This window comes from Streptomyces krungchingensis, assembly GCF_054729265.1.
In genome coordinates this window covers 561919-587412 of sequence record NZ_JBPUKY010000002.1, presented here as the reverse complement: position 1 = coordinate 587412, position 25494 = coordinate 561919, and the positions used below count along the sequence as shown (strand labels likewise).

General features: G+C 70.5%; 29 protein-coding genes and 4 pseudogenes. 19 read left to right on the top strand and 14 right to left on the bottom strand.

Annotated features, from left to right (window positions below; translation table 11 throughout):
• Window positions 1–90: 90 nt before the first annotated feature.
• Complete coding sequence (locus ACSYGO_RS43320; RefSeq protein ID WP_426675132.1) at window positions 91–567, bottom strand: MarR family winged helix-turn-helix transcriptional regulator; 477 nt, start codon at window positions 565–567, stop codon at window positions 91–93.
• Between the two features lie 61 nt (window positions 568–628).
• On the opposite strand from ACSYGO_RS43320, the gene ACSYGO_RS43315 reads away from it, so the two are divergent.
• Window positions 629–1471 carry an alpha/beta fold hydrolase gene (locus ACSYGO_RS43315; protein WP_426675133.1) on the top strand — a complete coding sequence of 281 codons (843 nt, stop codon included), beginning with the start codon at window positions 629–631 and terminating at the stop codon, window positions 1469–1471.
• 3 nt (window positions 1472–1474) lie between these two features.
• Here ACSYGO_RS43315 and ACSYGO_RS43310 read toward each other — a convergent pair whose 3' ends face one another.
• Both ACSYGO_RS43310 and ACSYGO_RS43305 read right to left on the bottom strand, forming a co-directional pair.
• The gene (locus tag ACSYGO_RS43310; RefSeq protein WP_432176511.1) at window positions 1475–1987 is read right to left on the bottom strand and encodes a hypothetical protein; all 513 of its coding nucleotides are present in this window, start codon (window positions 1985–1987) and stop codon (window positions 1475–1477) included.
• Window positions 1988–2120: 133 nt separating this feature from the next.
• Complete coding sequence (locus tag ACSYGO_RS43305; RefSeq protein WP_460390089.1) at window positions 2121–3320, bottom strand: erythromycin esterase family protein; 1200 nt, start codon at window positions 3318–3320, stop codon at window positions 2121–2123.
• A 58-nt stretch (window positions 3321–3378) separates the two neighbouring features.
• Here ACSYGO_RS43305 and ACSYGO_RS43300 point away from each other — a divergent pair, with 58 nt between their 5' ends.
• Window positions 3379–4143, top strand: coding sequence for a TioE family transcriptional regulator (locus tag ACSYGO_RS43300; protein WP_460390088.1), 765 nt, complete (start codon window positions 3379–3381; stop codon window positions 4141–4143).
• Between the two features lie 599 nt (window positions 4144–4742).
• On the opposite strand, the gene ACSYGO_RS43295 is transcribed toward ACSYGO_RS43300, so the two are convergent.
• The 4 genes and pseudogenes from ACSYGO_RS43295 to ACSYGO_RS43280 all read right to left on the bottom strand — a co-directional run bounded on the left by ACSYGO_RS43295 (window position 4743) and on the right by ACSYGO_RS43280 (window position 6787).
• On the bottom strand, window positions 4743–5750 hold the full coding sequence (locus ACSYGO_RS43295; protein ID WP_460390087.1) for a DNA polymerase Y family protein: 1008 nt from the start codon (window positions 5748–5750) through the stop codon (window positions 4743–4745).
• 424 nt (window positions 5751–6174) lie between these two features.
• A pseudogene (locus ACSYGO_RS43290) lies at window positions 6175–6252 on the bottom strand (thiol reductase thioredoxin); the annotation flags it as partial.
• Window positions 6252–6377: pseudogene (locus ACSYGO_RS43285) on the bottom strand (thioredoxin-disulfide reductase); the annotation flags it as partial. The pseudogenes ACSYGO_RS43290 and ACSYGO_RS43285, both read right to left, overlap by 1 nt.
• Window positions 6374–6787, bottom strand: a complete 414-nt coding sequence (locus tag ACSYGO_RS43280; RefSeq protein WP_426675138.1) for an arsenate reductase ArsC — start codon at window positions 6785–6787, stop codon at window positions 6374–6376. The pseudogene ACSYGO_RS43285 and the gene ACSYGO_RS43280, both read right to left, overlap by 4 nt.
• A 102-nt stretch (window positions 6788–6889) precedes the next feature.
• Between ACSYGO_RS43280 and ACSYGO_RS43275 the strand changes: the two genes are divergently transcribed.
• The 7 genes and pseudogenes from ACSYGO_RS43275 to ACSYGO_RS43245 all read left to right on the top strand — a co-directional run.
• Complete coding sequence (locus ACSYGO_RS43275) at window positions 6890–7204, top strand: ArsR/SmtB family transcription factor (RefSeq protein WP_426675139.1); 315 nt, start codon at window positions 6890–6892, stop codon at window positions 7202–7204.
• 37 nt (window positions 7205–7241) lie between these two features.
• On the top strand, window positions 7242–8045 hold the full coding sequence (locus ACSYGO_RS43270; protein WP_460390086.1) for an aquaporin: 804 nt from the start codon (window positions 7242–7244) through the stop codon (window positions 8043–8045).
• Window positions 8042–9100, top strand: a complete 1059-nt coding sequence (locus ACSYGO_RS43265; RefSeq protein WP_460390085.1) for an ArsO family NAD(P)H-dependent flavin-containing monooxygenase — start codon at window positions 8042–8044, stop codon at window positions 9098–9100. The genes ACSYGO_RS43270 and ACSYGO_RS43265 overlap by 4 nt, the downstream gene beginning before the upstream one ends.
• A gap of 355 nt (window positions 9101–9455) precedes the next feature.
• A complete protein-coding gene (locus ACSYGO_RS43260) occupies window positions 9456–9791 on the top strand; it encodes a hypothetical protein (protein WP_432176504.1) in 336 nt (111 codons plus the stop codon).
• Window positions 9788–10234, top strand: a complete 447-nt coding sequence (locus ACSYGO_RS43255) for a MerR family transcriptional regulator (protein ID WP_432186376.1) — start codon at window positions 9788–9790, stop codon at window positions 10232–10234. Before ACSYGO_RS43260 ends, ACSYGO_RS43255 begins: the two co-directional genes overlap by 4 nt.
• Window positions 10215–10529, top strand: a complete 315-nt coding sequence (locus tag ACSYGO_RS43250) for a hypothetical protein (RefSeq protein ID WP_432176502.1) — start codon at window positions 10215–10217, stop codon at window positions 10527–10529. Before ACSYGO_RS43255 ends, ACSYGO_RS43250 begins: the two co-directional genes overlap by 20 nt.
• An 11-nt stretch (window positions 10530–10540) precedes the next feature.
• A pseudogene (locus ACSYGO_RS43245) lies at window positions 10541–10723 on the top strand (YnfA family protein); the annotation flags it as partial.
• On the opposite strand, the gene ACSYGO_RS43240 reads toward ACSYGO_RS43245, so the two are convergent.
• Together ACSYGO_RS43240 and ACSYGO_RS43235 are read right to left on the bottom strand one after the other, a co-directional pair.
• The gene (locus ACSYGO_RS43240; RefSeq protein ID WP_460390084.1) at window positions 10716–11138 is read right to left on the bottom strand and encodes a hypothetical protein; all 423 of its coding nucleotides are present in this window, start codon (window positions 11136–11138) and stop codon (window positions 10716–10718) included. The pseudogene ACSYGO_RS43245 and the gene ACSYGO_RS43240 sit on opposite strands and share 8 nt — an antisense overlap.
• Window positions 11139–11162: 24 nt before the next feature.
• Window positions 11163–11528: an ArsR/SmtB family transcription factor gene (locus tag ACSYGO_RS43235; RefSeq protein WP_426675145.1), complete on the bottom strand. Its 366-nt coding sequence runs from the start codon at window positions 11526–11528 to the stop codon at window positions 11163–11165.
• 159 nt (window positions 11529–11687) lie between these two features.
• Between ACSYGO_RS43235 and ACSYGO_RS43230 the strand changes: the two genes are divergently transcribed.
• The 3 genes and pseudogenes from ACSYGO_RS43230 to ACSYGO_RS43220 all read left to right on the top strand — a co-directional run.
• Window positions 11688–13061 carry an NAD(P)-binding domain-containing protein gene (locus ACSYGO_RS43230; RefSeq protein ID WP_460390425.1) on the top strand — a complete coding sequence of 458 codons (1374 nt, stop codon included), beginning with the start codon at window positions 11688–11690 and terminating at the stop codon, window positions 13059–13061.
• Between the two features lie 34 nt (window positions 13062–13095).
• Window positions 13096–13557, top strand: coding sequence for an ArsI/CadI family heavy metal resistance metalloenzyme (locus tag ACSYGO_RS43225; RefSeq protein ID WP_432176498.1), 462 nt, complete (start codon window positions 13096–13098; stop codon window positions 13555–13557).
• Between the two features lie 2 nt (window positions 13558–13559).
• Window positions 13560–14008: pseudogene (locus ACSYGO_RS43220) on the top strand (MFS transporter); the annotation flags it as partial.
• Window positions 14009–14021: 13 nt separating this feature from the next.
• Here ACSYGO_RS43220 and ACSYGO_RS43215 read toward each other — a convergent pair.
• Together ACSYGO_RS43215 and ACSYGO_RS43210 are read right to left on the bottom strand one after the other, a co-directional pair.
• Complete coding sequence (locus ACSYGO_RS43215; RefSeq protein ID WP_460390082.1) at window positions 14022–15518, bottom strand: IMP dehydrogenase; 1497 nt, start codon at window positions 15516–15518, stop codon at window positions 14022–14024.
• A gap of 321 nt (window positions 15519–15839) precedes the next feature.
• A complete protein-coding gene (locus tag ACSYGO_RS43210; RefSeq protein WP_460390081.1) occupies window positions 15840–16682 on the bottom strand; it encodes an endonuclease/exonuclease/phosphatase family protein in 843 nt (280 codons plus the stop codon).
• A 201-nt stretch (window positions 16683–16883) separates the two neighbouring features.
• On the opposite strand from ACSYGO_RS43210, the gene ACSYGO_RS43205 reads away from it, so the two are divergent.
• A complete protein-coding gene (locus ACSYGO_RS43205; protein WP_460390080.1) occupies window positions 16884–17369 on the top strand; it encodes an SRPBCC family protein in 486 nt (161 codons plus the stop codon).
• A 20-nt stretch (window positions 17370–17389) separates the two neighbouring features.
• Here the strand turns inward: ACSYGO_RS43205 and ACSYGO_RS43200 are convergent, their stop codons facing one another.
• Window positions 17390–18640, bottom strand: coding sequence for an MFS transporter (locus tag ACSYGO_RS43200; RefSeq protein ID WP_460390079.1), 1251 nt, complete (start codon window positions 18638–18640; stop codon window positions 17390–17392).
• Between the two features lie 160 nt (window positions 18641–18800).
• Here ACSYGO_RS43200 and ACSYGO_RS43195 point away from each other — a divergent pair, with 160 nt between their 5' ends.
• From ACSYGO_RS43195 to ACSYGO_RS43185, 3 genes are all read left to right on the top strand, one after another.
• The gene (locus tag ACSYGO_RS43195) at window positions 18801–19736 is read left to right on the top strand and encodes a LysR family transcriptional regulator (RefSeq protein ID WP_460390078.1); all 936 of its coding nucleotides are present in this window, start codon (window positions 18801–18803) and stop codon (window positions 19734–19736) included.
• A gap of 217 nt (window positions 19737–19953) precedes the next feature.
• A complete protein-coding gene (locus tag ACSYGO_RS43190; protein WP_426675389.1) occupies window positions 19954–20856 on the top strand; it encodes an EamA family transporter in 903 nt (300 codons plus the stop codon).
• A gap of 159 nt (window positions 20857–21015) precedes the next feature.
• Entirely contained in the window at window positions 21016–21762 is a 747-nt protein-coding gene (locus ACSYGO_RS43185; protein WP_460390077.1) for a hypothetical protein, read from the top strand.
• Window positions 21763–21835: 73 nt separating this feature from the next.
• Here the strand turns inward: ACSYGO_RS43185 and ACSYGO_RS43180 are convergent, their stop codons facing one another.
• The gene (locus tag ACSYGO_RS43180; protein ID WP_460390076.1) at window positions 21836–22282 is read right to left on the bottom strand and encodes a MarR family winged helix-turn-helix transcriptional regulator; all 447 of its coding nucleotides are present in this window, start codon (window positions 22280–22282) and stop codon (window positions 21836–21838) included.
• A gap of 163 nt (window positions 22283–22445) precedes the next feature.
• Between ACSYGO_RS43180 and ACSYGO_RS43175 the strand changes: the two genes are divergently transcribed.
• On the top strand, window positions 22446–22859 hold the full coding sequence (locus tag ACSYGO_RS43175) for a DUF1398 family protein (protein WP_460390075.1): 414 nt from the start codon (window positions 22446–22448) through the stop codon (window positions 22857–22859).
• Between the two features lie 70 nt (window positions 22860–22929).
• Here ACSYGO_RS43175 and ACSYGO_RS43170 read toward each other — a convergent pair whose 3' ends face one another.
• Window positions 22930–23916 carry a sigma-70 family RNA polymerase sigma factor gene (locus tag ACSYGO_RS43170; RefSeq protein ID WP_460390074.1) on the bottom strand — a complete coding sequence of 329 codons (987 nt, stop codon included), beginning with the start codon at window positions 23914–23916 and terminating at the stop codon, window positions 22930–22932.
• A 267-nt stretch (window positions 23917–24183) separates the two neighbouring features.
• Here ACSYGO_RS43170 and ACSYGO_RS43165 point away from each other — a divergent pair, with 267 nt between their 5' ends.
• Both ACSYGO_RS43165 and ACSYGO_RS43160 read left to right on the top strand, forming a co-directional pair.
• The gene (locus ACSYGO_RS43165; protein WP_460390073.1) at window positions 24184–24624 is read left to right on the top strand and encodes a VOC family protein; all 441 of its coding nucleotides are present in this window, start codon (window positions 24184–24186) and stop codon (window positions 24622–24624) included.
• Between the two features lie 217 nt (window positions 24625–24841).
• Window positions 24842–25312, top strand: a complete 471-nt coding sequence (locus tag ACSYGO_RS43160; RefSeq protein ID WP_460390072.1) for a DUF6174 domain-containing protein — start codon at window positions 24842–24844, stop codon at window positions 25310–25312.
• The last annotated feature ends 182 nt before the right edge of the window (window positions 25313–25494 follow it).

Sequence of the window (25494 nt, the reverse complement as noted above, 5' to 3'; positions counted from 1 at the left end):
AAAACGCTCGCCGAGCCGGCACTCCCCCGCTGCCTCGCCCCTCCCCGCAGGTGTGTCTCTGGGCGAAGAGCCACCGGACCGGACAGGGGCCTAACTGTTGATGTCGACGTCGTCGAAAAGTGTGAGCATCCGGCTGAGCACTCGGACGCAGGTGTCCACATCTGCAGTGGTGAGATCGTCCGCCGCCTCTCGCAGCAGCGCGTGTTCCCGGGCGACGACTGCCTGGATCGTCGTGCCACCGCTGTCGGTCAGCCGGATCAGCGAGGATCGCGCATGCGCCGGGTTCGGCACGGCCTCCACCAGACCGCTCGCCGCCGCGTCGTTGACCATCCGCTGGACGAACTGGCGGCTGATCGACTGCGCTCGGCCCATTTGGGGAACCGTCATCGGCCCGTGCTCGCGCAGGAGATCGAGCACCGCGCGCACTCCCACCGACAGGTCCTGCCCCGCGGCGTCCTGTTCGATCTTCCGTTGAACACGCCGGTAGAGCGGTCCGATCAGAGCGAAGATCTCCATCAGCCGCGGCCCCGCCTCGTCGGGCGACAGTGGGCGTTCTTCATCACTCACACGCCGATGATAAATGACAATCCAGTTGTCATCCAGCCGGGTTTATGACAACTTGGTTGTCATGACTTCAGCTTCCGACCTCCGCTTCTTCGCGTCCTCCGACGGTGAGCTCGCCTACCGCGACACCGGCGGCACCGGCCTGCCCGTCGTACTGCTGCACGCGGGTTTCGTCGACCACACCATGTTCGACGAGCAAGTCCCGGCGCTCTCGCGGGAGTTCCGCGTGATCGCACCGGACGCCCGCGGCCACGGACGGTCCGCCAACGCGAGCCGCCCGTTCCGGCAGGCCGACGATCTCGCCGAGCTGCTGCACCACCTGGACACCGGTCCCGCCGTCCTCGTCGGTGTCTCCATGGGGGCGGTGCTCGCCGTGGCGACCGCACTGGAACACCCCGAGCTGGTCCGGGCCCTGGTCATCTCCGGCGGCGGCACGAACGAGTACGAGTTCACCGAGTCCTGGTCCAAGGAATTCCAGAACGCCCAGTTCAACGCCCTGGCCACCGGTGACATCGCGGCCTGGCACGATGCGAGCGACGCCTGGGCGCACGGCCCCGAGCGCCCGCGGGACGCGGTCAGGCCCGAGGTCTACACGCGCCTTCGCGAGATGCGTCAGCGAACCATCGGCAAGCACACGCTCGGCGAACCCGATCACCACATCCCGGTCAAGGACCTGCGCACCCGGGCCGGCCACATCACCGTCCCCGTGCTCGCCCTCAACGGCGCACAAGACGCACCCGAACTCCGTGCCATGGCCGATTCGATAGCCCTCACGGCACCACGAGGCCGGACGTCCGCGATCGACGACGCCGCGCACTTCCCCAACCTCGACCGCCCCGACGAGTACACCCGGATCGTCACCGACTTCCTCAACGGACTGGACCAGGAACTGTCCGTCCGCCCCTGAGCGTCAGGAGCCCGATGGGAGTGTCCGCCAGCGTGGGGCCTCGTCATCGGGGACATCCGGGGACGCGAAGTGGAAAGGCACCCCGAGGTGTTGAGCCAGGGCCCGCCCCGCGCCGGCGGCGACGGTGCCCGGCGCAGCAGCGCCGGCACGGTGATACACGGTTGCCAAGTGGCCTTCCCCGGAGGGGCCGTTCAGGACGGCGACCAGGACCACGAACCAGTCGTGGACGGTGTCGCCGTCCCAGACGGCCTCGATGGCGGCCACCCGGCCCGGGAGGGCTTCCGCTCGGGCTGCGAGTGAGGAGACGTCGAGCGCGTCAGGCGGCCGGCGTCGCACCCGGTCCCCCAAAGCCTGGTAGCGCGCGTGGACCACCTGTTCCGCCTCGAAGAGGCCCACCCCCAGCGGGCGCAGCGCTTCCAACACGGCCTTGACCGCACTGATTCGGCGGTCGCACAGCACGTTCGCGTCGACCTCCCTGCGGGTGCGTTCCTCCAGGTAGGGCCACCACCCGCTCACCGGGCCACCCGAGTGGGGTCAGTGAAGTGCGCCATGGGCCGAACGTACCTCAGCGGCGAGACCGCCGGCCGGGATCGCCTCCCGCGGATACGAGGCACCCCGGCAGGCCTGCCTGCAGCCGGCAGCGCCAGTTCTACGGGACGTCCTTGACGAACACGATCCCGTCGTTCCCCGCCAGATGGGCCGGGTCGAGTGGGGCATAGCCGAAGTAGGGGGACACACGAGGGGCGGGTCGGCTGTCGCCGAGGCCGGTGGCGAGCCGGGGGGCGTCGACGAGGTAGCGGTCTTCTGGGAGCGCGTACAGGAGACCTTCGACGGTGTCCGGCGGCGGGGTGTCCACTCCCTGGTGCCGGATCGTGCCGAGAGCCGTGGCGAGGAAGGCGTACCTCTCGCCCAGGCGGGCGCCGGCGAGAGCGCCGGCGCTCCACCACTGCAGCGGGCGACCGTTCATCCGCATGGTGCTCTTGTCCCGCTGGAGGTGGCCGTTGTGGGCGTACACCAGTGCCGGGGCCCGCCGGGCAATGGCGAGGAGGCTGTCGGCCATCATCGAGTCACGCAGACCCACCAGCCGCGTCATGCGGCCGGGTGAGCTGTCGGCCATCCAGTAGTGGTAGCGCAGCAGGCCCATGGCGGTACGCGCGTAGAGGCGTGCCCGCTCACGGTCCTGCGGCGACGAGACGGCCATCAGGTGCGGTGTGTGCTCATCGAGCAGCGCCACCAAGTCGTCCGCGTACAGCCGCAGTTCCTTGGCCTCGGCCGACTGCCCCACGGACCGGTCCGGTTCCGTCATCGCGGCGGGATCGGTCCACCGGTCGTCGGGGCCGAGCAGGCGGTCGAGCGTGTCCGCGGTGCACGGGAGCAGGTCCGCGTCCACCCGGGCGGCGAGGTAGTCGTGGAGTGCGGTGAGAGCCTGGCGGGGGCCGGCGGCCTCGGTCATCTCCAGCGGGCCGTCGATCCCGGCGAAGTGGACGTGTTCGGATGCGGGCCGGACGTCGTTGTACGCGCGCATCCAGCGCACCAGCTCGCGATTGGGCTCGGAGGTGTTGAACCAGGTGTGGCTGAAGCCGCGCTCCATGACGTCGTCGAGGCTGCCGATTCCCGAGGTGACGTAGTCGTCCACGATCAGGCCCTTGATGCAGTCGCTCTCGATGGCGATCGTCCGGTAGCCCTCCTGCTCGACGAGTTGCCGGAACAGTTCGTTGCGCAGTTCGAGGAGCGTGTCCTCGCCATGGGTGGGCTCCCCGAGGGCGAGCAGCCGCGGTCGGGCCGGGAACAGCTTCATGACGGCGGCGGCGTCGACGGCATGGGCGGTGTCCGTGATGTCGATGTCCATGCCTTCAACGCTATCGTTGAACCTTCGGTTGAAACTTTTTCATGACATCGGCAGGAGCATGGGGCGAAACCCTCAAAACGACAGACACCTCAGGCCGATCGACCTGGCCCGCGCGCACGGCCTGTCCACGCAGGCCGTCAGGAACTACGAGCTGGCCGGCATCCTTCCGGTCGCCGATCGCACACCCCACGGCTATCGCACCTACACCTCGCTGCACGCCGGGGCCCTGCGCGCGTTCCTCGCCCTGGTGCCCGGCCACGGACACCGGACGGCCACGGCGATCATGCGGGCGGTGAACGAGGGATCGACTGAGGAGGCGTTCCGCCTCATCGACGAGAGCCACGCCCTGCTCCTCGACGACCGTCGAACCCTCCAGGCCGTGGAGGGCGCCCTGCGTGACCTGGCGCCCATCACCACGTCCGAAGCCGGCGTGGGCTCCGAGCCGGCCGTGCTGTCCGGGTCCGGGTCCGGGTCCGGCGGCACGTTCATCGGGCCGCTGGCCGGGAAGCTCGGTATCCGCCCGGCGACGCTGCGCAAATGGGAGCTCGCAGGACTGGTGAACCCGCGGCGCGACCCGCAGACCGGCTATCGCGTGTACGACGAGGCGGACGTCAGGGACGCACGGCTGGCCCACCAACTCCGCCGGGGTGGCTACCTGTTGGAACAGATTGCCCCGCTCATCGCACAGGTGCGGGCGGCCGGCGGGCTGGAGCCGCTCGGAGCCGCACTGTGCGACTGGCGTGACCGGCTGTCCGCCCGCGGGCGGGCGATGCTGGCCGGGGCCGCCGAGTTGGAGGCGTACCTGCGCGAGCGATCTGCATGACGTCCGAGAGCGCGTCGGCCGTGGGCTCATCTGCCGGCGGCGGCTCCGGGATGCGAGCGCAGGAGTTCGTGTCCGGGTCGTTGGTAGTCTCCGCCTCCACGACGACGGGAGACGGAACATGGAAGCGGGGCCGCCGAGTGCTCCAGGACGCTGGTCCGGAGGAGTTCTGTTCGGCGTCCTTTTCGGGGGTCTGACCTCGGTGGTCTCCGTCGTCACCGTCGGGCGCGTGTGGGCTGCGTGCGACGTCGGTGTCAACTCCGCTGCCGACAGCATGACGTTGGTCTTCCTCGCCCCTCTCATATGGCTCGCGGCAGCCGTTCCGTGGGTCGTGTTGCACGGCACGCTGGGAAGGCGTCACCCGCGTGCGGCACTGGCCGCGGGGATCGTCTTCACCGTGTGGTTCACATGGTTCCTGGTGACGTGGCTCGGCACGGCGGACTCGTATCCTGACGCGTCGTGCCCGGGGAACGTGCCCTCCTGGTGGCCCGGTTTCATCCCTGCCTGACCGCGCGTCCCACGCTGGGATCAATCTTTTGTCTCCGCCGTGAGCCGGTCGGCCCCTGTTTACGAACCCGGTGCTGCCGACGCTCATTCAGGAGTCATGAGGCGCGGCGGTAGACGGCCGCGGGCCCGATGACACCGGCGCCGAACTTGTCGCGGACCCGGTCGATGGCGGTTTCGGCGACCAGGCGGGCCTCGCGCCCCGCGTCGAGACTGATCTGCTCGGCGACCTGGTCGGCGGCGATCAGATCCTCGGCCTTCAGGGCGAGTCCGGTCAGGCGGCCGCGTTGCAGGCCGGCGGCGTCCATCAGCTGGTAGGCGAGATGGCGCAGGTCGTCGTCGTGTGCGGACGGCTCGCGCAGACGCCGGGTCTTCTCCCAGGTGCTTCGACCGGCGAACTTGAGGGTCAGGGTCAGGGCGCGGGCGGCCTGATCGCGACCGCGGAGCCGGGAGCCCAGTTGCACCACCAGATCGAGCAGGGCGGCACGCACCGTGGCGCCGTCCAGGGTGTGCCGGTCGAACGAGCAGCGCACGGCAGCCGTCGGGGGCAGGGCGCGCGGGACGACAGAGCGGGGGTCGATTCCGCGGGCCCGGTCGGTGGCGAGGCGGCCGGCCTTTCCGCCGAGCAGGCGCTGCACGGTGGCCGGCGGGATCGCGGCGAGCAGGCCCACCGAGTGGATGCCGTAGTCGATCAGGACGGCCGCCTGCCGGGGGCCGATGCCGTGCAGGGCTTCGACCGGCAGGCGCGCGAGCCAGCCGGTGACCTGTTCGGCATCGACGGCGAGGACGCCGCCGGGGCCCGGCACCTGGGCGGAGGCGGTCGCGGCGACCGTGACGGTGGGGCCGATGCCGACCCGGACGTCGACGCCGAGGCGGGCGATCGCCCTCACGCGGAGCACCTCTGCCAGGCGGCGTGCGGTGGCGCCGTGATAGCGCAGCGCCCCGCGCAGGTCCACCAGAGCCGCGGTGGGCGGCAGCGCCTGAACCACCGGTGAGAGCTCCGCCAGCAACTCCAGCACCTGACGGTAGGTGTCCTCCGGCAGCCGGTCGGGGCAACGCACATGCATCACTACACCCTGCCGGTCCTCCGTCGACCGCGTCGTCATCTCGCGCTCACCTCCCCCCACACGATATCGAACATGAATTCGAACACGCGAGTGGGAAGGTCAGTGATCACGACTGTGACGGAGCACGACACCTTGCGAGGGGAGCACGACACCTTGCGAGCGAGTGCCCGGTGACTCTCCGTACGGCGGCTCGGAGAAGCGAACCACCACGATGGAGGGCACTTACGATTTCCACTTGCCACCAAGATCACTCGGTGTCCCCGGCTCGAAATGACTGCTAAGTGCTCGCGCGCGGAGTCGGGGCCAGGGCTGCGAGCTGGGCGGCGAACCCGAGGCGAACACCTGCCGGCATCGATCTTCGGGCAGGGGGAGAACCTGGTGCTGCCCCCTGTCGTGGGCAGACGGCCCCCTCTACTCGTCGACCTCGATCGCGCCCTTCTCCCCCGAGCTTGGCTCCGGCGTCGGCCCAGAATGCGACGAGGACCGGCTCGTCGCTGCCGCGGACGTCCTGTTCGAAGGAGTCCTCGGTGACGTTCTTCAGCCGGCGGTGACCGAGCCCTCGAAGACCAGCGGCTTCAGCGAGGCACGGGCGGTGTAGAGGGCGGCGGTATATCCGGCGGGGCCGGAGCCGATGATGACGTTGCGGACGTCCGACTCCGCACTCATGCCTGGGGCTCCGGCGCGATCTCCTTGATCAGGCCCTCGATCAGCACCTTGATCTCGTCGCGGATCGGACGCACGGCCTCGACGCCCTGGCCCGCCGGGTCCTCCAGCTCCCAGTCCAGGTAGCGCTTGCCCGGGAAGACGGGGCAGGTGTCGCCGCAGCCCATGGTGATGCAGACGTCCGACTCCTTGACCGCGTCCACGGTGAGCATCTTCGGTACCTCGGCGGATATGTCGATGCCGACCTCGCGCATGGCCTCGACGGCAGCCGGGTTGACGCCGGCACCCGGGTTGGAGCCGGCGGAACGGACCTCGACGCGGTCCCCGGCCAGGTGCGTCAGCCACGCGGCGGCCATCTGGGAACGGCCGGCGTTGTGGACACAGACGAAGAGCACGGAGGGCTTGTCGGACATGAGAGATCTCTCTTGTTCTCGCGACTGTCTCGCGTAAAGGCGGGTCCTGAATACATCAGTACCCGATGGTGTCAGCTACCACTGATGTGAAATTATCAGTCCATGATGACATCAGTCGACACTGATCTGATGCGGGTTCTCGCCGACCCGCTCAGGCTCCAGATCGTCACCCTGCTCGCCAGGGAGACGCTCTGCAGCACGCACCTGATCGAGGAGACGGGAGCCAAGCAGACCAACCTCTCCAATCACCTGAAGGTGCTGCGTGAGGCCGGGGTCGTGGAGACCGAGCCGTGCGGCCGGTTCACCTACTTCCGGCTCAGGCCCGACGTCATCGCCTCCCTCGCGGGCCAGTTCGCCGACCTGGCGGAGACCGCGCGCGCCACTGCCGAGAACAACATCAAGCGGTCCTGTCCCTGATCCCCGCCCCCGCGGCCACCTGCACCGAGGAGTCCTGTTGACCGCCACCGAGGCCACCGAGCGCGACGACGCCGAAGGCAGCGCCACAGCCTCTCCCGGGCCCGTGCCGCAGCCCGCACCGGGCGCCACTCCGCCCCCGACTCCCCCGCTGACCGCCCGGGCGGCTGCCGAACTCGTCGGGACCGCGGCGCTGGTCGCGATCGTCGTCGGCTCCGGCATCCAGGCCACCGAGCTGACCAAGGACGTCGGTCTGCAACTGCTGGCCAACTCCACCGCGACCGTCTTCGGCCTCGGCGTCCTGATCCTTCTGCTGGGCCCGGTGTCCGGCGCGCACTTCAACCCGGCCGTCACCCTGACGGAGTGGTGGACGGCCCGCCGCGGCGGCGCCGGAGTCACCTCCCGGGAAGTGCTCGTCTACGTACCCGCTCAGATCGTCGGTGCGATCGCGGGCGCGGTACTCGCGGACGCGATGTTCGGCGAACCGCTGGTGAAGTGGTCCACGCACGACCGCTCGGCAGGCCACCTGCTGCTCGGCGAGGTCGTGGCCACCGCCGGGCTGATCCTGCTGATCTTCGGCCTGGCCCGCACCGACCGACTGCGCTTCGCCCCCGTGGCCGTGGCCTCCTACATCGGCGCCGCCTACTGGTTCACCTCCTCCACTTCCTTCGCCAACCCGGCGGTCACGATCGGCCGCGCCTTCACCGACACCTTCGCCGGCATCGCACCCGGCTCGGTTCCCGGGTTCATCGGCATGCAGATCATCGGCGCCGTGCTGGGGCTGGCGCTGGTGGCGCTCATCTTCACCTCCGGCCGGAGCAAGGCCGAGCAGCCCGCCGGATGACGCTGACCACGCAGGTCGTAGTGATCGGCGGCGGCCAGGCCGGGCTCGCCGCCGGGTACCACCTGCGCCGACTGGGCATCGAGTTCGTCATCCTCGATGCCCAGACCGCACCGGGCGGCGCCTGGCAGCACACCTGGGACTCGCTGCACCTGTTCTCCCCGGCCGCGTTCTCCTCGCTGCCGGGGTGGCTCATGCCCGCGCAGAGTGGCGAGGAGTATCCGGACGCGGGGCATGTCGTGTCGTATCTGCGCGACTACGAGAAACGCTATGACCTGCCCGTCCAGCGGCCGGTGCGGGTCGTCGGCGTACACCGGGAGGGCCGGCTCCTGCGGGTGGAGAGCGACTGTGGAACCTGGCATGCGCAAGCGGTCGTCAGCGCGACGGGCACATGGTGGCGGCCCTTCCTGCCCGCCGTGCCCGGACGCCGGGACTTCGGCGGCGATCAGATGCACACCGTCGACTACCGATCACCCGAGGAGATCGCGGGACGTCGCGTGATCGTGGTCGGCGGCGGCAACTCCGGCGCGCAGATCGCCGTCGACCTCGCGTACGACACCGAGCTGACCTGGGTCACCCAGCGCCCTCCGCGTTTCCTGGCCGACGACATCGACGGTCGAGCGCTGTTCGACGCGGCCACCGCCCGCCGCCGCGCCCTCGACGAGGGCCGTACGGATGCGGGCGGCGTTGCCTCGCTCGGCGACATCGTCGCCGTCCCGCCCGTACGCGAGGCCCGCGACCGCGGTCTGCTCAAGGCAACCCCGATGTTCCGCCGGGTGATCCCCGGCGGCGTCGAGTGGGCCGACGGCACCCGCGCCGAGGCCGACGCCATCATCTGGTGCACCGGCTTCCGCCCCGCGCTCTCTCACCTGGCGCCACTCCGACTCCGCGGCCAACGCGGCCGTATCGCCACGTCCGGTACCCGCGCGACGGATGAACCGCGCCTGCACCTGCTCGGCTACGGCGACTGGACCGGTCCGGCCTCCGCCACTCTCATCGGCGTCGGTCGCCCCTCGCGTGAGGCGGCACGCGCGATCGCTGAAGTCCTCCGCGGCTGAGGCCCGTAAGCGACGCGTCGGGGCCGTCAGACAGCGTGCGGAGGACCTCGCGCACCCGGGAGGCGACGTTCGCGGGCAGCGGCGCGTAGTGAATGCCGGGAAGGCTCCGCTGCCCGACATCCCCCGCGGCGTAGGTCAGGAACGACGGGCCGCCCACCAGCGGCAGATCGACTGTCCGGGACATCGCCCAGGAGATCGCTGAACTGCTCGGACAGCTGCCTCGATACTCATCGCGCCGCCCGGCTCCGGTGGCAGCCGGCGCTGATCCGTCGACGGACTTGCAACCGGTACCTAGGTACAGGTTTACCGTCGGGAGTGTCCTCGCCATGGGGACACGATGACGGGAGTGAGTGCGATGAGTGATCTTGCGTGGGTGCCGCGGTCCTGCGCGCTGCCCACCGAGCAGCGGCCTTTGCGGGTCGCGGAGTGGGATGCGCTGTTCTCCGAGCGGCTGAGGTCTCTGTCGCGTCCCGAGCCGCTTCACCTGTGTCTTGATCTGGCGGGCGGGCCCGGCGTCGAGGAGCGGGTCCGGGACTTGGTGGAGCGCGAGAGCGGCTGCTGCTCGTTCTTCGCTTTCACGACCACCCCCGGCGACGATCTGGTCCAACTGGTGATCTCGGTCGACCAGTCGCACGCCGCGGTGCTGGACGCTCTCGCCTCCCGGGCTGCTGTCGCTGGGGAGCAGGGATGAGCGCGGGCCTGCGCAGCGGTCAGGTTGCCGAGGCGGCTGGGGTGAACATCCAGACGCTGCGTTACTACGAGCGGCGCGGTCTGCTCGCCGAGCCACAACGGAGCAGCGGCGGTCACCGTCTCTACGGCGAGGATGCGGTCACTGCGCTGCGGGTGATCAAGGCAGCTCAACGGCTCGGGTTCACGTTGGAGGAGGTCGCCGAGCTGCTGGAGGCCGGCGGGCACCGTCACGGTCGGCCGGTGGCAGGGCTGCAGGAGCGCGCCGCAGCCAAGCTCGCCGAGGTCGAAGCGAAGATCGCCGACCTGACCACCATCCGCACGACCCTGGTCGCCGCCGTTGATGCGGGCTGCGACGACCTGACCGTCTGCGCCTCCAGTTCCTGCTGCCCCATCCCCTTCACCGACCTGGCCGAGGAGAACCGTCATGCCGGAGCCTGCTGCTGACTCCCGCCCGCACAAGGCATCCACGGCGCTCGGGGGCCTGGCTGCCCTGGCCTGTGTGGCCTGCTGTGCGCTGCCCGTCCTGATCACGGCGGGCGTCGTCGGTGCGGGCGCCGGAGCGATCGTCGGCTGGTTGCCTGCCGTCGCCGTCGTCCTGGCCGTGCTCGCCGCCGGAACGTGGTGGCTCGGACAGCGTCGCCGTACTTGCTCCTGCTCGCCCAAGAATGCAGGGGAGAGTGCATGCGGCTGCAAGGCGTCCGATGATCCGCTGAAGATCACCGGCGCGGGCCGCCGGTAGGGTCCGCCGGCATGACCGCTGCTCGTTCCATCGCCCTGATCGTCGTCGCCGGCCTCTTCGAGATCGGCGGTGCCTGACTGGTGTGACAGGGCATCCACGAGCACAAGGGCTGGGCCTGGATCGGCGCAGGCATCATCGCCCTCGGCCTCTACGGAGTGGTGGCGACGTCGCAAGGGTCAGAGAGAATCACTCGTGACGGGCAAGCTTGACCGCGGAGACAAGCAGGATCACGGCCAGTGCGGGGATGAGTACCAGGTCTGAGAAGACTCCGAGGAGCAGTCCGCCCAGGAGGGCGCCTGCGATCGAGCCTCCGGCCATGACCATGGTGAAGCGGAGGTTGACGCCCAGCACCGCGAAGCTGCCGTCGGCAAAGGTTCGACCGGCTCCGTGCGGCAACCGTCCGAAGATCCGCAGCAGGACCAGGAGGGGCCGGATCAGGATGTACCCGAAGAGCATGTGGAACAGCAGTTGTTCGTTGGTCCAGCGGGTGCCGTCGGTCGGCCGGCGCAGGTCGGCCTCGGCGGCGTGGTCGAGGAGTTGATGGAACGCCGCACGGGCGCGCTCCATCTCCTCGTGGACCGCCTCGCGGTCCACAGCGGACTCGCTCACCGAACCCTCCTCGCTCGAGCGTGTTCAGCCCATGGTGCCGAGCATCTGCCCCATCGCGGCGACCACCGACGGCTCCACCCGGTAGTAGACCCACGTGCCGCGCCGTTCGGAGCTGAGCAACCCGGCTTCCTTGAGCTTCTTCAGGTGGTGGGAGACGGTCGGCTGGGAGACCCCGACGTCGGAGATGTCGCACACGCACGCCTCGCCGCCCTCGTGCGAGGCGACGAGTGAGAACAGCCGCAGCCGCACGGGGTCACCGAGCGCCTTGAACATCGCAGCGGTCCGCTCGGCTTCCTCGGCCGTCAGGGCGCGCTCGGTGAGCGGTGGGCAGCACGGTTCCACGGCCTGGTCGGCGGGCTCCGTCAGCGGCAACAGCTCCGTATTCGACATACATCTATGTTGACATACATCAAACCAGCCTGGCGAGGGCCGGAACAGTCACCCAGACGCGGGTGAATTAGATAGATGTCTATGTTGACGTTCGTCGAATCAGATGCCATGCTGGCCGCGCAAGTCATCGACGGATGTCGAAATAACGAGGAGTCGACCGTGAACGCGCCTGTCACCACCGATCTGCCCGTCGTCGTGATCGGAGCCGGCCCGGCCGGACTCGCCGCTGCCGCCCACCTGGTCGACCGCGGTCTCACCCCGCTGGTCCTGGAAGCCGGTCCCGCCGCCGGAGCGGCAGTGCGCGCATGGGCGCACTGCCGGCTGTTCTCCACCTGGGGCGAGGTCACCGATCCGGCCGCGGAGAAGCTGCTGGCCCCCACGGGGTGGGTGAAGCCGGATGTCACCACCTACCCCTCGGGCGGCGACTGGGCGGAGAAGTACCTCCAGCCGCTGGCCGACGTCCTCGGCGAGCAGGTGCGCTACGGCTCCACCGTCACCGGAGTCTCCCGGGCGGGCCGCGACCGGATCGTGGACGCCGACCGCGAAGCCCAGCCGTTCGTCGTCCACGTCACCCGCGCCGACGGCCGTGAGGAGCGGCTGTCCGCCCGAGCGGTGATCGACGCCTCAGGCACCTGGACCACCCCGAGCCCGGCGGGCGCGAGCGGCCTTCCGGCCCTCGGTGAGAAGGCCGCGGCCGACCGGGTCACGTACCGCGTGCCGGACCTCAAGAACCCGGCCGTACGTGCCCGGTACGCGGGCAAGCGCACCGCGGTCATCGGCTCCGGCGCCTCCGCCTTCACCGCGCTCGCTCACCTCGCCGACCTGGCCAAGTCCGACGACGGCGTCGACACCAAGGGCGTGTGGATCCTGCGCCGGGGCATCTCCGGCTCCACCTTCGGCGGGGGCGCCGCCGACCAACTCCCCGCTCGCGGCGCCCTCGGGCTCGCAGCGAAGGCCGCCGTCGACGACGGTCACGCCGACGCGGTCACCGGCTTCCGCACCGACGTCATCGAGCGCGACACCGACGGCCGCCTGGTGCTCGTCGGCGAAGACGGACGCCGCATCGACCCGGTCGACGAAGTCGTCGTCCTCACCGGATTCCGCCCCGACCTGTCCTTCCTCTCCGAGATCCGCCTCGGCCTCGACGAACGCCTGCAGGCGCCCACCGAGCTGGCCCCGCTCATCGACCCCAACCAGCACTCGTGCGGAACGGTCTACCCGCACGGCGTCAACGAGCTGTCCCACCCGGAGAAGGACGTCTACCTCGTCGGCATGAAGTCCTACGGCCGCGCCCCCACATTCCTGGCGATGACCGGCTACGAGCAGGTCCGCTCGATCGCCGCCGCCCTCGCGGGCGACCAGGAGGCCGCCGAGCGGGTCGAGCTGACCCTGCCCGAGACCGGAGTCTGCGGCGGCGCCGGCCTCTTCGACGACCCCGCCGCCGCGCAGGACAGCAACGGCGGAGGCTGCTGCGCGGCCCCGGCCACGCTCCAGATCGGCATCGGCGCTCCGGCCCCGTCCGGCGGCTGCTGACACCACCCCGTCCACCACCAGCAGGAGGCACGCCATGTCCCGCGTACAGCTCGCCCTCCGCGTCCCCGACCTCGCCGCGTCCATCGCCTTCTACAGCAAGCTCTTCGGTACCGAGCCCGCCAAACTCCGCGACGGCTACGCCAACTTCGCCATCGCCGAACCCCCGCTCAAGCTCGTCCTGATCGAAGGTGCCGCAGGCGAGGACACCCGCATGGACCACCTCGGCGTCGAGGTGGAGACGACCGAAGCGGTGCAGGGCGCCACCGCCCGCCTGCTCGAAGCCGGCCTGGCCACCGATGTGGAGAACGACACCACCTGCTGCTACGCCGTCCAGGACAAGGTCTGGGTCCACGGCCCAGGGCAGGAACCCTGGGAGGTCTACGTCGTGAAGGCCGACGCCGACACCCTCACCAAGCAACAGGGCAGCACCTGCTGCACCGGCCCGACCGAGGACGCGCCGGACGAGACGACGGCATCATCAGCAAGCTGCTGCTGACGTTGAGGGCCAACCTTCAGACCAGCGGGTCCGCGACCGGAGCCGGGGACCGGTCGCGACCCCGCGCAGCCCTGCCCGCCTTGTACGCCACCCAGATCACCAGCTGGGGCATCGTCTCGTCTACTACTCCTTCCCTGTGCTTCTCCCCCACTTGACGGCGGACACCGGCTGGTCGCGGGCTGCCACGACCGCAGTGTTCTCCGCTGCTCTGCTCACTTCGGCTCTCGCGGGCATACCGGTCGGTCGCATCCTCGACCGTCGAGGACTTCGCGCCGTCATGACCAACGGCTCGCTGCTCGCGGTCGCGTCGGTCCTGCTCATCGCCGTGGCCCCGAATTTCTACGTCTTCGCGGCCGGCTGGCTGATGGCCGGAGCGGCCATGGCGGCCACGTTCTACCAACCCGCGTTCGCCGCACTCACGCGCTGGTGGGGCCCCGTCAGACCGCGAGCCCCCCGGCAACCTGTCAGGAGACCGTCGCCGGGGCTTCCCGCACGGTGACGTTGGCGTGGCTCTCCTGGAAGCTCTGGTCCGAGACGAGGGTCAGCCGGGCCGTGGACTGGAACTCCGGCAGAGTGGTGGAGCCGCAGGACACCATCGTGGCCTTGAGCTTGGCGATGGTCAGGGCGAGCCCTTCGTTGAGGTCGCCCGCATAGGGGACATGGCCGTCCACGCCTTCCTCGAAGACCAGCCCCTGGCCTCCCTGGCCGTAGCGCTGCCAGTTGCGGGCCCGGTTCGAACCCTCGCCCCAGTACTCCTTCACGAAGCCGTCGCGCGTGGGCAGCTTCGCGCCGGCCGCCTGGTCGAAGCGCGCGAAGTACCTCCCCATCATGACGAAGTCGGCTCCCATCGCGAGTGCCAGGGAGACGTGGTAGTCGTGCACCAGCCCGCCGTCGGAACAGATCGGCACGTACTCGCCGGTGCGCTCGCGGAAGGCGTCCCGGGCCTCCGCGACGTCCAGCACGGCGCTGGCCTGGCCGCGGCCGATGCCCTTCTGGTCCCGGGTGATGCAGATGGAGCCGCCGCCCACTCCGACCTTGACGAAGTCCGCCCCCGCCTCGGCGAGGAAGGAGAAGGCCTCGCCGTCGACCACGTTGCCGCCGCCGACCGGGACCTCCGGATAGTGCTTCTTCACCCAGGTCAGAGCCTTCGCCTGCCAGTCGCTGTAGCCGTCGGACGAGTCGAAGCACAGCACGTCCACACCCGCCTCCAGCAGGGCGGGGACGCGCTCCTGGTAGTCGTGGGTGTTGATACCCGCGCCCACGCGCAGACGCTTGGCACCGTCCACGACCTGGTTCGGGAAACGCTTGTTGTCCGCGTAGTCGGAACGGAACACCAGATGCTGCAGGTGGCCCTCGGCGTCCAGCACCGGGAGGCAGTCCAGCCGCTCGTCCCACAACCGCGCGTTGGCCTCGGACAGCGTGATGTCGGGCCCGGCGGGCGCCAGGTCGGCGACAGCGGTCATGCGTCCGCTGACCGGGCCGTCCAGGTCGTGGCGCTGGGGGTGGAAGTCCCGGGAGGTCACCAGGCCGAGCAGGCGGCCGGTGGCCGTCCCGTCGTGGGTGACCGCGGCGGTGCTGTGGCCGGTGCGGCGCATGACGTCGACCAGGACGCCCAGGCTGTCGCCGGGACGGACGTTCGTGTCGCTGGGGACGAATCCGGCCTTGAAGTTCTTCACCTGGCGGACCGCCGCGGCCTGGTCCGGGATCGGCTGGTTGTGGTGCAGGAAGCTGAGACCGCCGTTGCGCGCGAGCGCGATCGCCAACTCGGGTGTACTGACAGCCTGCATGATCGCGGACGTGAACGGGGACCGCAGCTCGATCGCCGACGCCTCGCCCGCGATGTGCCGTACCAGGGGCGCGCGCAGATCGACCGTCGCGACCGAGCAGTCGGTCCGGGTCCGGTTCGGCAGGAGCAGAAACTCGTTGAACGTCCGTGAGACCTCGGCGATGATCTGTGCCACTCGTTCCTCCTGGCCCGTCGGCCGGGGCCCGACTGCCCCCGCCGTGAGGATCGCCCCCGTGTCCCAGGGCCGGGGCAGGCAGAGATCGGCACGGCAGCCGTGGAGATGCCACCGACTGCGGCCTAGCCCTGACCGGCCCGTGGATCGAACGGGGTGCGGTCGTGACCCCGCACCCTATCGATCAACGCGGCTGCCGCACGAATCGTGAACCCTCACCGGTCGCCAACACCCCCGGTCGGGTGCGTCAGTTCCTCGGTCCCGGCCGACTTGGCCCCGGCCCTGGCTCCGGCTCCGGAGTACTGGAGACGCCGCCGACGACGGCTAGGTCGCGCCCAGGTCGGCGTACAGCAGATGGTGGTCCGAGTACGGGCTGGGATGCACACGGCGGGCGAGCGGGGCGATGCCTCGAAGGAAGACGTAGTCGAACTTGCTGTACCAGTCGGTGGTCGGCTCGCAGGCGCCGGCGGCCGAGGGACGGCACTGGGGGTCCGCGTCCGCGGCCAGCGGCCACATCCGGCTGAGTTCGGGGGCGTCCGGCACGGAATTGAAGTCACCGAGAACGATCGCGCGGTCATGCCGGGCGACTGCCGCGGCGAGTACGCCGATCTGGTCCGCTCGGACTGCCTCTTGACGCCGCTGGGCGAGGTGGGTGTTGAAGACGCGGACGGAACGGCCGCTCACCGTGGTGGTGACCGCCATGTACCCACGGTCCTCGGATCCGCCGTCGGGGTATTCGACGGTCACGCGGTCCGTCATCGGCGCCGCCGAGAGGATCGCCTGACCGAAGCCCCCGGGGCGCCACGGCCATCCTCCGCAGCGGCCCCAATTGCGGAGAACCGACCCGTACTCGACGTGGTACACGAGCCCGTAGAAGTTCTCCAGGTACTCCCGGATCTTCTCGACGTCACGCACGCAGGCTTCCTGCAGGCCGACGACCTGCGGCGCATACGTGGCGATCTCCATGGCGCGGCCGAGGTTCTGCCCGCTTCGATTGCAGGGATTGCAGATGTTCCACGTCATGACCCGGTTCGGTACGACGTCCGTGGCGGCGCCGGCGGGCAGCGGCTTGGCGACGGGGGCACCGCTCGGTGCGCTGGGGCCGAGGAGCAGCAGGCAGAGAGCGGCCACGGCGCCCGCGAGCAACCGCGTGCCCCTTCCGAGCATCGTCGCCTCCCCAGAGTTGATGCCCAGGGCATCACATGGCGTCTCCGCCAACGAGGGTATGTCACGGGCGGTCGACGGCAGGAGCGCTGCCTGTCGCGCACGACCGATGAGTTCCGCCTCGCTGAGTCGTCTGCATGTCGGGAACGTCCTCCTTCCGCGCCTGCGGAAGCCCGAGACGAGATGACCAGGAGCGTGGACACCATGAGCGAGGAACACGTCAGCGCCACCCTGACTGTCGCCGTGCCGGCCGCGAGCGTGTTCGCGGTGCTGGCGGACCCGACGACCCATTCCGCGATCGACGGCACCGGCTGGGTCCAGGAATCCGCCGAACGGACGTCGCTCACCGAGGTGGGACAGATCTTCCGGATGGACATGTACCACGCCGACCATCCGGACGGTGACTACCAGGTGGCCAACAAGGTCCAGGTATTCGACCCGCCGCGCGCCATCGGCTGGCTGACCGGGGTGGAGAAGGACGACGGTCGCCTGGAGTTCGGCGGCTGGATGTGGCGTTACGACCTTGCGCCGCTCGGTCCGTCCGCGACCGAGGTCACGCTCACCTACGACTGGTCGGCGGTGCCGCAGTCCATCCGGGAGTACCTCCGGTTCCCGCCGTTCGGCCCTGACCATCTCCCCGGCTCGCTGCAGCACCTGGCCGAGCTTGCGGCCCCGCCGTGCCGGGCGTGACACACGAGCACGAGACCTCGTCAGGTGCGACTCGGCGCCGACTTCGGCTCCGGCTCCGGGTGTTGCGCCGACGCGCGTCGCGGGAGCAGCAGCGGGGTTGCCAGCAGGAGCACCCCCGCCAGGCCGATCGCCGTGCGCGGGCCGAGCAGACCGCCCAGCACACCCCAGAGCGCCGTCAGGAGCGCGGTCGAGGCTTTGGTCGTCACCGCCCAGGCGGTCAGTGTGCGGGCGACGCGGTCGGTCGCGGTGCGTTCGAGACGGAAGGTGGTGTACACGGGGTTGAAGACCCCGCAGCAGAAGATGAGCCCGAGTTCGACGCCCATCACCAGGAGCAGCCCTCCGGTGCCCGGCCCCAGGAAGGCCAGGCCGATGGGCCAGATCGCGCGCAGTGCCCCGGCGAGGACCAGGACCTGGCGCCGGCCGAAGCGGGTGACGAGCGGCCGGGCCAGCCGCGAGCCGAGCAGCCCGCCGATCGCGGGCGCGGCGAAGGCGAGGCCGTACTGCCACGGTGCGAACCCGAGCCGGCCGAGCATCAGGACGGCCAGCAGCGGCTGGGTGGCCATCACCAGGCCGTTGAACAAGGCGGTGTTGAAGAACAGCGGACGCAGTGTCGCGTCGGCGAGGATGTAGCGCCAGCCGTCCAGCAGGTCCCCGGCCCGCATACGCGCGGCCTCCCCGCGCTCGGGCCGCGGCTCGTGCCCGCCCGTCGCACGGATGCCCAGGGCCGAGAGCAGATAGCTGGCCGCGTCGGCCACCACCGTCGCCACCGGGCCGAGGAGCCCGATCGCCGCGCCGCCCAGCGGCGGTCCGATGATCGTGGTCGTCCAGGCCGTCGACTCGAAGCGGGCGTTGGCGACGAGCAGGTCCTCGGCCGGCAGCAGCGTCTTCAGGTACGCGCCGGAGGCCGCGCGGAACGCGATGTCGGCCGCGGCGACGACGACCGAGACGACCAGGAGTTGAAGGAAGGTGAGAACGCCGAGCGCGAACGCGGCGGGGATCGTCAGGAGCGCCGCGCAGCGGATCAGGTCCGTCGCGATCAGCACCTCCCGCTTGCGGCGGAACTCGATCCAGGGGCCGAGCGGCAAAGCCACGACCGCCCCGACCGCCGCTCCCACGGAGGAGAGCGCGGCGACCTCGGCCGGTCCGGAGTCCAGCACCCGGATGGCGATCAGCGGGAACGCGCCGAAGGCGAGCCAAGTGCCGAGCGCGCTGGTCCCGTACGCTCCCCAGAGCCAGCCGAACGGCCGCCCCAGCCGGTGTCCGCTCCTCATGCCCGACACCCCTCGCCACTCATCCGCACGGTCGACCCGCGATCCGTGATCCACACAACCGATCCGCGATCGGAAGCATCAAAGCGAGCGCCATGACCAGGGGTCAAACAACCAAGGAGCCGATCGCCACAACCAATGGTTGTGACCGTAGAGTGTCGGCATGGACCTCGACACCGTCCGGACCTTCGTCACCGCCGCGGACGCGGGACGGTTCCAGGAGGCCGCCGCCGAGCTGGCGGTCAGCCAACAGGCCGTCTCCAAGCGCATCGCCGCGCTGGAGCGCGACCTCGGTGTGCGGCTGTTCACCCGCACACCGCGCGGGGCCGAGCTCACCATCGACGGGCAGGCGTTCCTGCCCCACGCGCGCGAGCTGCTGCGCGTCGCCGAGCGCGCCGTCGCGTCCGTGCGCACCGGCCGCCGTCCGCTGCGCGTCGACGTGATCGCCTCGCGCGGTGCGGCGTCGGGCCTGATGCGCGGCTTCCACCGCGCGTACCCCGAGGTCGAGCTCGACGTGGTGATGCTCCTCGACATCGAGACGGCCGTCACCGCCATCAGGTCCGGTGCGATCGACGCCTCCTTCCGCGCCGTCGCCGCGCCCGACCGGCCTCTCCCCGAGGACATCGAGTGCGTCCGGGTGCTCGACGAGCCGCTCCAGCTCCTCACCGGTCCCGCCCACGCACTGGCGTCCGCCCGGTCGGTGACCCTCGCCCAGCTCGCCGGACACCGGATCTGGATGCCCGGCATCGTCCCCGGCAGCGAATGGGCCGCCTACTACGACGATCTCGTCGCCGCGTTCGGCCTCACCATCGAGGCGACCGGCCCGAACTTCGGTTCCGACGCGCTCCTCGACACCATCGCCGACACCCCGGCCCTGGCGACCTTCATGGGCGGGCAGACCCGCCTCGTCTGGCCCGCCGGCCACGGCCTGCGCCGTATTCCGGTCACCGACCCGACACCCGTCTATCCGCACTCCCTCCTCTGGCACCGCGACAACCCCCACCCGGCATTGGCCACGCTCCGCGCCCACCTCGCCGCCACCACGGCCGACCACGACGCCGCCGGCACCTGGACGCCGAGCTGGGTCATTCCGCGCTGAGCAGCGTCGCCGCAGCTCAGAAAGCCCGGACAGCGACCACGTCGACGGGTTGCGGCGGTTTCCAGGTGGCCTGTGCGTCAACGGAGGTGGGGGGTAAGGGCATTTCAGTCGGCGCCCAGCCCCCGGGTGCTCCCGTGAAAATCCCGGCCCCCGGGTGCTCCCGTGAAAATGACGTGCCGTGCGGCGGCCGTTCGTCGACAATCCACGCGTGGCCACCATGAATGTCGCCAGGACTGAACGCGGCCCGTCGCGCCGTTCCTCACTGACCGCACGGGCCGGAAGCTCCTTCGGCACGATCCCGCCGACGGCGCTGGTGCTGCTGGGCATCGTCAGTGTCCAGGTGGGCTCGGCCTTGGCCAAGCACCTGTTCAGTGAAGTGGGCAGCTTCGGGACAGTCGCGTTGCGGTTGTTCTTCGCGGCGGCGGTACTGCTGCTGTTGTGGCGGCCGTCGCTGCGTATGAGCCGTCGCACGTGGACCGTGGTGCTCGGCTACGGCGTGACGCTCGGCTTGATGAACCTCTGCTTCTACCTGGCGCTGGCACGGATCCCGCTGGGGATCGCGGTGACCGTCGAGTTCCTCGGGCCGCTGGCGGTGGCTCTGGCCGGGTCGAGGCGATGGCTGGACGCCTTCTGGGCCGTGCTCGCGGCGGGCGGTGTGGTGCTGCTGATGGAAGGACGCGGCGACCTCGACCTCGCCGGTCTGCTGTTCGCCCTCGCCGCGGGAACCTGCTGGGGTCTGTACATCCTGGTCGGCGCGGCGCTGGGCCGCCACACCACGGAAGGCAATGGCCTGGCTCTGGGGATGGCCGTGGCGGCGCTGGTGGCTGTGCCGTTCGGCGTGGCCGACAGCGGAACGGCGCTGGCTCAGCCGTGGGTCCTGATCGCGGGGCTCGGCGTGGCCCTGTTGTCGTCGGTGATCCCGTACTCGCTGGACCTGGAAGCACTGCGCAAGATCCCACCGCGCGTGTTCGGCATCCTGATGAGCCTCGAACCGGCGATGGCAGCTCTCATCGGCCTCGTCGTCCTCCAGGAGTCGCTGCACTGGTCGCAGTGGATCGCGGTGCTGTGCGTGGTGGCCGCGTCGGCAGGCGCCGCCCGCGGCGGCCGCCAGGACGCCTGACCGCCGGGGACGGAAGATCTGGACCGGGACGTACGGCCGCCGTCGGCGGCCATCGGGACGGCGATGGCGCGCCACGACCTGCAAGAATCGCGGGCGGGCACGACGATCGCCCCGCCATCGCGTACCCCGTCGTGCCCGGTGCGAGTCAGGAGAGAGCCCATGACCGGCGTGCACGGAGAACCGGGCACAGCATCGAGCCCCCTCCCCCTGCCCACGCGCGCTCTCGCCCTGGAGTCCGGGCGAGCCCGGCAGCACCTCGCCTCGGACGAGTGGCGCCTCTCCTCACCGGACGCCGAAGCGGTGGCGGCTGTCCTCGCCCGCCTCACCGCCCCGCTCCCCGCCCGGCGCGGCACGGCGGAGCGGATCCGGGCGACGGACCGGGACAGAAGACTTCAACGCATACTCCGGACGGCCGTCCATCACCTCGACGCCGGTGCCGTCAGCCCGCCCGCCGCGGCCCTCCTGGCCGCCGTCGCCCGCGCCTTGTCGCCTTGGCACGCTGCCCCGAATCCACCGGTTGCCGCCGCGGCCCCGAGGTACGGACCCGTGCCGGGGACGCCGGAAGGCGCTGTGCCGCCGACCGAGGCAGGCGAGGCCCTGTTCCCCGAGCTGACCTCACTGTTCACCGCCCTCGTCGCGACGAGGGCGCCCGGCACTGTCCCGCTCACACCACCGGTGGAGCCCTGGCAGGCCCGGTACACGGGGAGGTTCCGTCACTGCACCAGACCTGCGACCGGGGTCTGGGCAGCCGACACCGTCGCCTGCCCGGAGTGCGGAGGCAAGGACGGTCCGTGGACGGTGACTTGCGACTGGCGTCGAGTCACGCTGGGCTGCCCCTGCGGCACGGTGAACCATCGGCACGGCCTCGCCTTCTCCGAGATGTGGCTCGTGCTGCCGGAGAGCTGACGGACCATGTACGCCGGGGTCGCCCCCCGCCGCGGCCCCTCGTCGTGGCGACGGATCGTGGTCTCGGCGTCGGCTACCGCTTGCCCGCCGTCCCCTCATGACGGTCGAGCTCGGTGAGCAGTCGACGCAGCGACGCCCTGGTGGCGTGGATCTCCTGCTCGGGGATGGCCGCGAAGAGCGTGCGATGCAACTGCTCGCTTCGGGCGGTGACCCGGGCGAGCGTGTCCGTGCCTGCCGGCGTCAGGGTCAGCAGGGGGGAGCCGCGATGCTCCGGATTCGGGACGTAGGCGGCCAGCCGGAGTTCCACGAGGTCGTTGGCGACGCGCTGGATGTTCTGACGGCTGACACCGAGGCGCCGGGCGGCCTGGGGGACGGTGAGCGGTTCTTCGGACACGGCGCTCAGGACCTGCCAGCGGGCTTGGGTGAGCCCCTCCGCACCGGCGGTCTGCTCGCCCAGTCGGCGCAGGGCTCCGGCGGCCTCGTACACGTCGGCGATCAGCAGTGCCGCCTCATCGGGCATCGCACACTCCTCCCTTTGACAACACATTGCCAGTCAGACAACATGTTGTCATTGTATCCGATCGGCGCGCCGGGCGAGTGGGCAGACACATGCCTCCCGGCACTGAGTCCGGCAGGCGTGTCGTGCCGACCGCCGTTCCCCATCCCCGAAAGGCCGAAGAACCATGACCACAGCGATCCCCAACCTGCAAGCCGCTCTGGAGCGGGCGGCCGCCATCCGTCCCGAGGTCGGCGGGTTCCCCTACCTCGCCGAGTCGCTCCGTCAGGCAGGCGTCCTCCGCTGCACGATGGCCGTGCCGTCCCACGCGATGCTCTATCTGACCGACGCCGGTCCCATCGCCGTCCAGGGCGAACCGCTGATCACCGGGATGGCGGACGTCGCACCGTTCGACCGGCAGGCCCTGGTCGCCGCGCTGCGCGCCGACCAGGCGGGCGAGACCGCCTTCCCCGAGTTCCTCCAGGGCTGCTGGCAGGCCGGAGTCGCCTGGTACGACGTCGACCTGGGCGCGCGCACGTGCACCTACTACGGCGCCGACGGCGACAGCTACACCGAGAGCTACCCCGCGGTCGAGATCTGACCGTGCGTCCTTGGCCCCCGCACCGACACCGCCGGGGGCGTGGGTGGAAGGACTCCAGCCGTACTGGCGATCAGGCCGGGGCGGCGAGATGGCTGTCCTCGGGCAGACGGTCCGGGAGGCCGAAGACCGGGAAGAGGCGTCCGGTGTCGCGGAAGGCCGCGATGCCCGTGATGCGGTCGCCGGAGAACTCGAGGACCTGAAGAGCCCACGGCACGTAGCCCGTTCCGTCCGGGGCGGGGCGGTACTGGCCGAAGGCCGGACCGTCGTTCGCCACGGTGGGGACGAGGCGGGAGCCGCGGCAGTCGACGGCCGGACCGGTCAGCCACGCCTGGATGTCGGAGACTCCGCGCATCCATTTCCCGTACGGCGGCAGGCACATGGTGGCGTCCACATGGAGGAGCATGCTCAACTCTTCCATGTCATACCGGGTAAAGGCCTCGGCGTACCGCTGGGCCAGCACCCGGCGAACGGCGTCGGACGGCTCGGGCGCCGGGTCGGCCGCGGAGTGCCGGCGCGCGGACAGGGTCGAACGGGCCCGCTGCAGGGCACTGTTGGCCGAGGCGACGCTGGAGCCGTGCAGATCGGCGACCTCGCGGGCCGAGAAGCCCAGCACGTCCCGCAGGATCAGGGTCGCCCGCTGCCTGGGCGGCAGGTACTGGAGCGCCGCGACGAACGCCAGCCGCACCGACTCGCCCGCCGCCACGGCCGTCTCCGGATCTCCGCCCGGACAGGGCTCGATCCACAGGGCGGCGTCCTCCAGGGTCCCCGGCGGAGTTGCCCCGTCCGCCGGACCGGCCAAATCCATCGGCAGGGCCCGCCGGTTGCCGGACGCCAGGGCGTCCAGACACACGTTCGTGGCGATCCGGTACACCCACGACCGCAGCGACGACCGCCCCTCGAACCGCTCGATGCCCCGCCACGCCCGTACCAGCGTCTCCTGCACGGCGTCCTCGGCCTCGGCATACGCCCCCAGCATCCGATAGCAGTAGCCGGTCAGTTCACCCCGGTACGCATCGAGCCCCTCCGGCGTCGCGTCTGCCGCCCCGGTGTCCCCCACGCCCCACTCCTTTCGAAGAGAAGTCCCAGGCCGCCGGCCTGGTTCCTCGCCACTGATATCAGTCGCCTCGTCGACGCGCGGTTGCGGCTCCTACGTGTGATGTGGGCCATGGACGCGTGGGACGCCAGGTCCGGTGCCGACATGACGAGTACTGCCGCTCAGGAAACTTCTCGAAGAAGGTGTGGCAGCGATGTCGAGAACGGCCTGGCGGCTCCGTCCCAGGGGCAGATGCGGCCACCATGGCCTTGCCCACCGAGGAGACCCACCATGACGATCCAGCGGATGGACAACGTCCTCATCGTTGTCGCCGACCTAGACGCCGTCATCGCCTTCTTCGTCGAACTCGGCATGGAGCTGGACGGCAGGATGCGGCTCGAGGAGCGTTGGGTGGAGCGCGTCATCGGGGTCGACGACGTCCGGCAGGAGATCGCCATGCTGCGGACCCCGGACGGCCACGGCCGGATCGAACTCGCGATGTTCCACACGCCGGAGGCGATCAGCGCCGAGCCGAAGGACGCGCCGGCGAACACGCTGGGCATCCGTCGCGTCATGTTCGCCGTCGACGACATCGACGACGTCATCGCCCGCCTGCGCACCCACGGCGCCGAACTCGTGGGCGAGGTCGCGCAGTTCGAGGACATCTATCGCCTCTGCTACGTCCGCGGCCCCGAGGGCATCGTCGTCGGACTGGCCGAACAGCTCAACTGACGGCCGTTGAAGGGGCGTACGGCCGCAGAGGCGACCGGACATCGGTGTCGGTCGAATCGATGTCGATGAGCGGGGCGCACGGCTTGCGGCAACAACTCCGGCCCGGACGGGTGGCTGTCGACGGTGTCGGCCGAGTCCGCCGTGCGCGGCGCGGCCGGCGCGAACGTTCGGCGCTGTGGCCGCGTCATAGAGGCGGACCACCGCGAAGGAGGACTATATGACCGTCCACCGACCCCGACCACGCACCTCGCTGCCCGTCGTCGTACTCACCGGCGCACTGGTGTGGTCGGCCTCGGCCTGTGGCGACGACGCTCTCACGGGCTCGGCCCGGCAGGAGAGCACATTGAACACCTGGAAGGAACCGTCGTCCTACAGCTACACGCTGGAGTCGAGCGCGGGCGAGCGCTCCCTGATCGGAACGTTCCGGATCACGGTGCGGGACGGGAAGGTGTCCGAGGCCGTGGGTCTCGACGACAGCGGACGCCGCGTGGTGAAGGGCATGCCCGACGAGGTGCCGACCATCGGCGCCCTGCTCGAGCAGGTGGACCGGGCCCGACGCGACCACGCCGACACGGCCGAGGTGGCGTACGCGGCGGACGGTCACCCCGCGCGGATCTCCCTCGACCCGGACGAGAACGCCATCGACGACGAAGCCCGCTACGTCATCAGCGCGTACCGCCCGGCCTGAGCCGACGTGAGCCGCGCCTGCCGCGGCCCGCGCGGTTGCCGTGGGGCCCGCACGGCTTCCGTGGCCCGAGTGCCTGCCGTAGAAGCCGATGCCGCACCCCGTACCCGCTGAGACCGGACCCTGCCGGGGGCTCCGGCAGGGCCCGGTCTCAAGGGCGGGGCGTCGTCAGGCCCGCGGCCTCA

Bases quoted from the DNA above. Each gene is read 5' to 3' on its own strand.
- ACSYGO_RS43250 (WP_432176502.1), top strand. From the start codon at position 10,215: ATGCCGGAGCCTGCTGCTGACTCCCGCCCGCACAAGGCATCCACGGCG.
- ACSYGO_RS43300 (WP_460390088.1), top strand. From the start codon at position 3,379: ATGGGGCGAAACCCTCAAAACGACAGACACCTCAGGCCGATCGACCTG.
- ACSYGO_RS43295 (WP_460390087.1), bottom strand. From the start codon at position 5,750: ATGACGACGCGGTCGACGGAGGACCGGCAGGGTGTAGTGATGCATGTG.
- ACSYGO_RS43175 (WP_460390075.1), top strand. From the start codon at position 22,446: ATGACCACAGCGATCCCCAACCTGCAAGCCGCTCTGGAGCGGGCGGCC.
- ACSYGO_RS43205 (WP_460390080.1), top strand. From the start codon at position 16,884: ATGAGCGAGGAACACGTCAGCGCCACCCTGACTGTCGCCGTGCCGGCC.
- ACSYGO_RS43195 (WP_460390078.1), top strand. From the start codon at position 18,801: ATGGACCTCGACACCGTCCGGACCTTCGTCACCGCCGCGGACGCGGGA.
- ACSYGO_RS43255 (WP_432186376.1), top strand. From the start codon at position 9,788: ATGAGCGCGGGCCTGCGCAGCGGTCAGGTTGCCGAGGCGGCTGGGGTG.
- ACSYGO_RS43265 (WP_460390085.1), top strand. From the start codon at position 8,042: ATGACGCTGACCACGCAGGTCGTAGTGATCGGCGGCGGCCAGGCCGGG.
- ACSYGO_RS43275 (WP_426675139.1), top strand. From the start codon at position 6,890: ATGATGACATCAGTCGACACTGATCTGATGCGGGTTCTCGCCGACCCG.
- ACSYGO_RS43315 (WP_426675133.1), top strand. From the start codon at position 629: ATGACTTCAGCTTCCGACCTCCGCTTCTTCGCGTCCTCCGACGGTGAG.
- ACSYGO_RS43305 (WP_460390089.1), bottom strand. From the start codon at position 3,320: ATGGACATCGACATCACGGACACCGCCCATGCCGTCGACGCCGCCGCC.
- ACSYGO_RS43160 (WP_460390072.1), top strand. From the start codon at position 24,842: ATGACCGTCCACCGACCCCGACCACGCACCTCGCTGCCCGTCGTCGTA.
- ACSYGO_RS43185 (WP_460390077.1), top strand. From the start codon at position 21,016: ATGACCGGCGTGCACGGAGAACCGGGCACAGCATCGAGCCCCCTCCCC.
- ACSYGO_RS43190 (WP_426675389.1), top strand. From the start codon at position 19,954: ATGAATGTCGCCAGGACTGAACGCGGCCCGTCGCGCCGTTCCTCACTG.
- ACSYGO_RS43165 (WP_460390073.1), top strand. From the start codon at position 24,184: ATGACGATCCAGCGGATGGACAACGTCCTCATCGTTGTCGCCGACCTA.
- ACSYGO_RS43210 (WP_460390081.1), bottom strand. From the start codon at position 16,682: ATGCTCGGAAGGGGCACGCGGTTGCTCGCGGGCGCCGTGGCCGCTCTC.
- ACSYGO_RS43225 (WP_432176498.1), top strand. From the start codon at position 13,096: ATGTCCCGCGTACAGCTCGCCCTCCGCGTCCCCGACCTCGCCGCGTCC.
- ACSYGO_RS43235 (WP_426675145.1), bottom strand. From the start codon at position 11,528: ATGTCGAATACGGAGCTGTTGCCGCTGACGGAGCCCGCCGACCAGGCC.
- ACSYGO_RS43280 (WP_426675138.1), bottom strand. From the start codon at position 6,787: ATGTCCGACAAGCCCTCCGTGCTCTTCGTCTGTGTCCACAACGCCGGC.
- ACSYGO_RS43260 (WP_432176504.1), top strand. From the start codon at position 9,456: ATGAGTGATCTTGCGTGGGTGCCGCGGTCCTGCGCGCTGCCCACCGAG.
- ACSYGO_RS43180 (WP_460390076.1), bottom strand. From the start codon at position 22,282: ATGCCCGATGAGGCGGCACTGCTGATCGCCGACGTGTACGAGGCCGCC.
- ACSYGO_RS43200 (WP_460390079.1), bottom strand. From the start codon at position 18,640: ATGAGGAGCGGACACCGGCTGGGGCGGCCGTTCGGCTGGCTCTGGGGA.